At 63.7% G+C, this 5493-nt stretch carries 7 protein-coding genes; 3 read left to right on the top strand and 4 right to left on the bottom strand.

Translation table 11 applies throughout. The features are described from left to right. On the bottom strand, positions 1–205 hold a 205-nt coding region (locus MOV75_RS26065; protein ID WP_309486969.1), incomplete at its 3' end, for a sigma factor. Further along, the gene (locus tag MOV75_RS26060; protein WP_212088087.1) at positions 202–570 is read right to left on the bottom strand and encodes a YciI family protein; all 369 of its coding nucleotides are present in this window, start codon (positions 568–570) and stop codon (positions 202–204) included. The genes MOV75_RS26060 and MOV75_RS26065, both read right to left, overlap by 4 nt. Positions 571–711: 141 nt before the next feature. Between MOV75_RS26060 and MOV75_RS26055 the strand changes: the two genes are divergently transcribed. Then, complete coding sequence (locus MOV75_RS26055; RefSeq protein ID WP_246921703.1) at positions 712–1677, top strand: glyoxylate/hydroxypyruvate reductase A; 966 nt, start codon at positions 712–714, stop codon at positions 1675–1677. Between the two features lie 78 nt (positions 1678–1755). Here MOV75_RS26055 and MOV75_RS26050 read toward each other — a convergent pair whose 3' ends face one another. Beyond that, complete coding sequence (locus tag MOV75_RS26050; protein ID WP_246921700.1) at positions 1756–2406, bottom strand: TetR/AcrR family transcriptional regulator; 651 nt, start codon at positions 2404–2406, stop codon at positions 1756–1758. A gap of 103 nt (positions 2407–2509) precedes the next feature. Here MOV75_RS26050 and MOV75_RS26045 point away from each other — a divergent pair, with 103 nt between their 5' ends. Further along, positions 2510–3154, top strand: coding sequence for a glutathione binding-like protein (locus tag MOV75_RS26045; protein ID WP_246921697.1), 645 nt, complete (start codon positions 2510–2512; stop codon positions 3152–3154). Between the two features lie 1272 nt (positions 3155–4426). Then, positions 4427–4900 (top strand): hypothetical protein, encoded by a 474-nt coding sequence (locus MOV75_RS26040; RefSeq protein ID WP_246921694.1) that lies wholly within the window; start codon positions 4427–4429, stop codon positions 4898–4900. 47 nt (positions 4901–4947) lie between these two features. Here MOV75_RS26040 and MOV75_RS26035 read toward each other — a convergent pair. Then, a partial coding sequence (locus MOV75_RS26035; protein ID WP_247006838.1) for a TRAP transporter large permease subunit occupies positions 4948–5493 on the bottom strand: 546 nt, incomplete at its 5' end.

The following is a 5493-nucleotide window of genomic DNA, read 5'->3' as shown; positions in this document are numbered from 1 at the left end:
CATTGCGGCCGACCATGATCAGCCAGGCCGCAGGATCGCGCGGCGGCCCGTTCTGCGGCCAGGTCTTGAGTGCGCGAAGGGACGCGTTCTGGAACGCCTCCTCGGCGGTGTCGAGATCGCGGAAATAACGCAACAGCGCGCCGACCGCCTGGGGTCGCGCCGAGGTCAGCGCGGTTTCGATCCAGGCGGTGTCGGCCTCGCTCACGTCAGATTCCCTCCGGGCCGGAACACGCCGACGGGACGCACCTCATAGGCGCCGCCGGGATTGGCCGCGCCGAGGTCGCGGGCGACGTCGAGCGCCTCGTCGAGATTCTTGCAGTCGACGATGTAGAAGCCGAGCAGCTGCTCCTTGGTTTCGGCATAGGGGCCGTCGAGCACCAGCGGCGGATCTTCCTTGCGCAAGGTCGCCGCCGCGGTGGTCGGCAGCAGCCGCGCGACCGGCCCGAGCCGGCCCTGCTTGGTGAGATTCTCCTGCACCACGGCGAGCTTCTTCATCACGGCCTCGTCCTGCTCCTTGCTCCAGGAGCCGACGAAGTCCTCATCGTGATAGCAAAGGATTGCATAAAGCATGGGCGACATTTTCCTCGTCTGTTCTGAAGACGCGCCAATATGCCTCGCCCCGACAGGGCTGCGGAAAGAATTTGCAAGAAAAAGCCGTTGGATCGTGCCAAGGAGGGCGCTTCTTCAGCGGAACCCGACGAGGCACTTCGAATGACCATGGGCACACTCGCCGTCCTGATCAACAGCACGCAGCAGAACTGGCTGCCGGAGCGCTGGAAGGCCCGGTTCGACGCCGTCTGCGGCGGCCGCCGCGTGGTGCTGCTGCCGGATTCCGGGCTCGATCCTGCCGAGGTGCACTATGCCACGGTGTGGAAGCCGGTCCCCGGCGATCTCGCCGCCTTCCCCAATCTGCGGGCGATCTTCAATCTCGGCGCCGGCGTCGATGCGCTGATGGCGGACAAGAGCCTGCCAAATGTGCCGCTGGTCCGCGTCGCCGTGCCCGATCTGACCGCCCGCATGACCGAATATGTCGTGCTGCACGTGCTGATGCATCACCGCCAGGAGCTTTATTTGCGGGACTCGCAGCGAGCCAAACGCTGGGAGCCGAAATATCAATGGCCTGCCAGTGCCGTCACGGTTGGCGTCATGGGACTTGGCACGTTGGGAGCGGATGCCGCCGACGTGCTGCGGCGGCTCGGCTTCCGCGTCGCCGGCTGGAGCCGCAGCCCGCGCACGATCGAGGGTGTCGAGTGCTTCCACGGCACGGACGGAATGGATGCCTTCCTGCGCAAGACCGACATCCTCGTCAGCCTGTTGCCGCTGACGCCCGACACACTTGGCATCCTCAACCGCGACGTCTTCACCAAGCTCAACCGCAACGGCGCGCTCGGCGCACCGGTGCTGATCAATGCCGGCCGCGGCGGCCTTCAGAACGAAGCCGACATCCTGGCCTGCCTCGACGACGGCACGCTGGGCGCCGCCTCGCTCGACGTCTTCGTGCAGGAGCCGCAGCCGGCGAACAGCCGGTTCTGGACCCATCCCAAGGTGGTGCTGACGCCGCACAACGCTGCCGACACCGACGCGGACGCGATTTCGGCCTATGTCGCCGAGCAGATCGCGCGGTTCGAGGCCGGCGGTGCGTTGGAGAACGTGGTTGACCGGGCACGGGGCTATTAGACTTAGCTGACTGGTTTTCGCTAAACTTCTCCCTCGGGTTATGATCCCGGATCAGCGCTCGCTTGTCCGGGACGACAGCTAGGATTTGGCCCCCAACATCACATCGATCGCGCCCTTCACGATGGCTTCGAGATCCTTTCGCGACACGCGCGCGCGCGAGCGGATGGCGATGGTGTGGATGGTGGCTGATGCGATCTGTGCCAGCACGACCGGATCGGCGCTCTCCGGCAACTCGCCCTTCTCCCTGGCGCGGCGGAAGCAGTTCGCAAAGGCCTTGTCGAGCTCGGTGAGCCCGTCAAGCACCATGCCGCGGATCTCGGGATCACCGACGGCTTCCGACGCCGCCGTCACCACTGTGAAGCAGCCGCGCGGGCCGGTCTCGCCGGACAGATAGATGTTCAGCGCGGAGGCGAAGATGCGTTCCAGCCGTTGGCGCAGCGGCATCTCCTCGCGAAAGATCATAGCCATGGAGGCCCCCGCTTCCTCGCGGTAGCGCTGATAGCTCTTGATGTAGAGTTCGCGCTTGTCACCGAAGGCGCCATAGAGGCTCGGACGGTTCATGCCGGTGGCCTCGCTGAGATCGTCGAGCGAAGTCGCGGCAAAGCCCTGCCTGCGGAACAGGTCGAGCGCCTTGCCGAGTGCGACCTCGGGCTCGTAGGCCCGCGGGCGGCCGCGGCGCTTGGGCTGTTCGGGCGGCATGGCTGGCGGCCCTTTCGATTTTTGTACCATTTCGCAAATAATCCTTGACCAGCCCCATATTATGCAAGATAGTACAAAAATCAATCTGGCCAGGTTGAGCGAAGATTCAAGAATTGCCCCAAGGAGGCTACAGATGGATCTCTTTTTCTCGCCCCTCGCCTGTTCGATGGCAACACGCGTCGCGCTGTACGAAGCCGGCGCCGAGGCGAACTATCTCGAGGTCGACCCGCCGACCAAGACAGTGCTGAGCGACGGCTCCGACTTCCGCGCCGTCAATCCGATCGGCCTGGTGCCGACGCTGCGCACCGACGAGGGCGTGGTTCTGACCGAGAACGCAGCGATCCTGCAATATATCGCGGACCGTTTCCCGCAATCCGGGCTCGGCGCTACCCAGGGCATCGAGCGAACGCACCTGCATCAATGGCTGTGCTTCATCGGCACCGAGCTGCACAAGGGCTTGTTCATTCCCGTGCTCGACCGCAAGGCGCCGCAGGAAGCCAAGGTCTATGCGCTGGAGAAGAACCTGTCGCGGCTCGACTATCTCGACAATTACCTGAAGGGGCGCGACTTCCTGCTCGACCATTTCAGCGTGGCGGACGCCTATCTCGCCACGGTCATCAACTGGACCATGGCGACGCCGCCGATCGAGCTTGCGAAATGGCCGAACGTGAAGGCGTATTATGAACGCATGCGCCAACGGCCCTCTTTTGCCAAGGCGATTGCGGAAGAGTTCGAGCTGTACAAGGCCGAGCAGGCACGGAAGAAGGCCGCGGCATAGTTCGGATTGAACGCCGCATCGCTTTTCCTCGATCAAGACGTCGTCCCTGCCGACAGGACCGGGACGACGTTTGCGTTTCGCAAAGCGAGGAGCTCTTGCGACGAAGCAATCCAGGATCTTTCCGCGGAGGGATTCCGGATTGCTTCCGCCTTCGCCAAGGCTTCGGCGGACAAGCCGCTTCGCTCGCAATGACATGCTGCTGATCCCGTCATCCTGAGGTGCTCCCCATGGGACGCAACGCGTCCCATGGGGAGCCTCGAAGGATGAACGGCCGAGATGCAGCCGGGCCGTCGCCTTTCGAGGCTTGCTCTGCAGCGCTACGCGCAGCAGAGCGCGCACCTCAGGGTGACGGTCATAGGGTTTTGCCACGCTTACTATCGCAGACACGACTTCTCGCCCTCGCAGCTTGTTTTGCCCGAGCTTTGCTTTCGTCTGGCACCCTCTCGAAAGCAAAGGGCGCAGGGAAGGCCGGGCGCCGGCTGGCACCCGAAGTCCCGCGTGTGCGAAAGAGCGCGCACGGGGTGGACGACAGGTGACGCCGGGACATCCCGGCCTTCCCTGCACGGATGGTTTCACGGTGTCCTTCGTGCTCTCCTCGGGGAGCGATGCACTATTGCCCCCGTCGCCTTGCGGACGATTGATGCGCGCACCGGTTGGCCGCCACATCTCCGCGAGGCTTGACGCACAGACCCCGGGCGTCAGGACCACACGACTTCTCCGTCCGCGCGCGTCCTCGCTGGGTTCTCCACGGCTGGCGTGCGCTCACCGTGAAGACCATTCGAAGACGCTGTCAGCGTCGTGTCGTATCGCGCCTGTCGCTGCTCACGGGTTTCCCCGCCCTGCAATCCACATCGCGCGCCGACGCCGTCGCGGCCACCGCATCCCGGCCCGCGTCCCGTGACGATCGCGAAACGCCCCTTGTGGCGGGCGGGATGGCCAGGCTTGTACGGCAAAACCGAATTTCTGTAAATTAGAATATTTTTGCGGAGAGATATCGACCCAGATCTGGCGTGTTTTGCCCGTCGGGCAGCACAACGGATGGTGGGCCGGACGGGCCAAACCGGCCTGAGAAACCCGTTTCGGGTTGCGACATCCGCCCACGCGGCCTCGGTGTCGTCTGCGGATCTGACGAAGAGCAAAGCGGCAAAGAAGTCCACGCCTTTCGTGGTGCGACATCACGAAATTTCATGTCGTCGACGGCGGATATTTCGAGAATTCCGGCGTGACCACCGCGGTCGAGATCATCAATCGTCTTCAGCGTCGGGCGGGCACATGCTGCACGCAGGCCCGCTTCCATCTCATCGTTCTGACATCGGGCGAGTACAGCAAAGGCAGCTCCAGCGCGTTCAGCGAGGCGGTATCTCCGGTGGTCCGCTATTCAACAGCCGAACGGCACGAACCTATTCGACCGTCGATCTGGCAACGCGGGATCTCGGCGTCATCAAACGTGATGCCACGGACGCGCGGGCACGAATCAGCCGGGTGCAACGAGTCAATTTCGGCGACTACGTGATACCGCTGCCTCTCGGCTGGCGTCTGTCGAAAATGTCGGCGTCCGAGATATTCTTCCTGACCGGCCGCGCCGCACACTGCGCGCCCGACGATAACTTTGTGCAGACATCGAAGATCACGGGGTTCGGACCAGGCGATTGCGTGCAGCGACTGATCCTGCATCAGCTCCGGGGGGATGACCTCGGCACCGCGCTCAGGGAGGCTCAGGCAAGCTATCCACCAGTCAAGCCATAGAGCAGGCGGTCTCGGACTGGCGGCTGCCAGCGCCACCATCGGCCTACTTACCCGTACAACACCCGCGGCAGGATCGTGACGATGCCGGGCCACAACGTCAGCAGCAGCACGAAGCCGATCATGATCATCAGATAGGGCAACGTGACGCGCGCGATGTAGCCGAGCCCGTCCTCTGTCAGGCCCTGGATCACGAACAGGTTGAAGCCGACCGGCGGAGTGATCTGCGCCATCTCGACGGCGAGCACCAGGAAGATGCCGAACCAGATCTCGTCGAACCCGGCCCCCTTCACGATCGGCAGCACGATCGGCAGCGTCATCACGATCATCGAGAAGCCGTCGAGGAAGCAGCCGAGGATCAGGTAAAAGACGATCAGAACCACGATCAGCATGAAAGGTGACAGGCCGAGCCCTTTGACGAAAGCGGCAACCGCCTGCGGGATGCCGAGGAACGCGGCGGCATTGCCGAGGATCGAGGCGCCCAGCACGATCAGCGCGATCATCGAGCAGGTCACCACCGAGCCGATCAGCACGTCGCGCATCACCTGCTGCGACATCGAGCCTTGCGCCCAGGCGACCAGCCCGGCGCCGAGCAC

Source organism: Bradyrhizobium sp. PRIMUS42, assembly GCF_023006515.1.
Lineage (GTDB): Bacteria > Pseudomonadota > Alphaproteobacteria > Rhizobiales > Xanthobacteraceae > Bradyrhizobium.
This window is presented reverse-complemented; position numbering and strand designations above follow the sequence as displayed.

What these genes read in the sequence shown, in the direction of transcription:
- MOV75_RS26060 (WP_212088087.1), bottom strand. Translation starts at nt 570, where the DNA reads ATGCTTTATGCAATCCTTTGCTATCACGATGAGGACTTCGTCGGCTCC.
- MOV75_RS26055 (WP_246921703.1), top strand. Translation starts at nt 712, where the DNA reads ATGACCATGGGCACACTCGCCGTCCTGATCAACAGCACGCAGCAGAAC.
- MOV75_RS26050 (WP_246921700.1), bottom strand. Translation starts at nt 2,406, where the DNA reads ATGGTACAAAAATCGAAAGGGCCGCCAGCCATGCCGCCCGAACAGCCC.
- MOV75_RS26045 (WP_246921697.1), top strand. Translation starts at nt 2,510, where the DNA reads ATGGATCTCTTTTTCTCGCCCCTCGCCTGTTCGATGGCAACACGCGTC.
- MOV75_RS26040 (WP_246921694.1), top strand. Translation starts at nt 4,427, where the DNA reads ATGCTGCACGCAGGCCCGCTTCCATCTCATCGTTCTGACATCGGGCGA.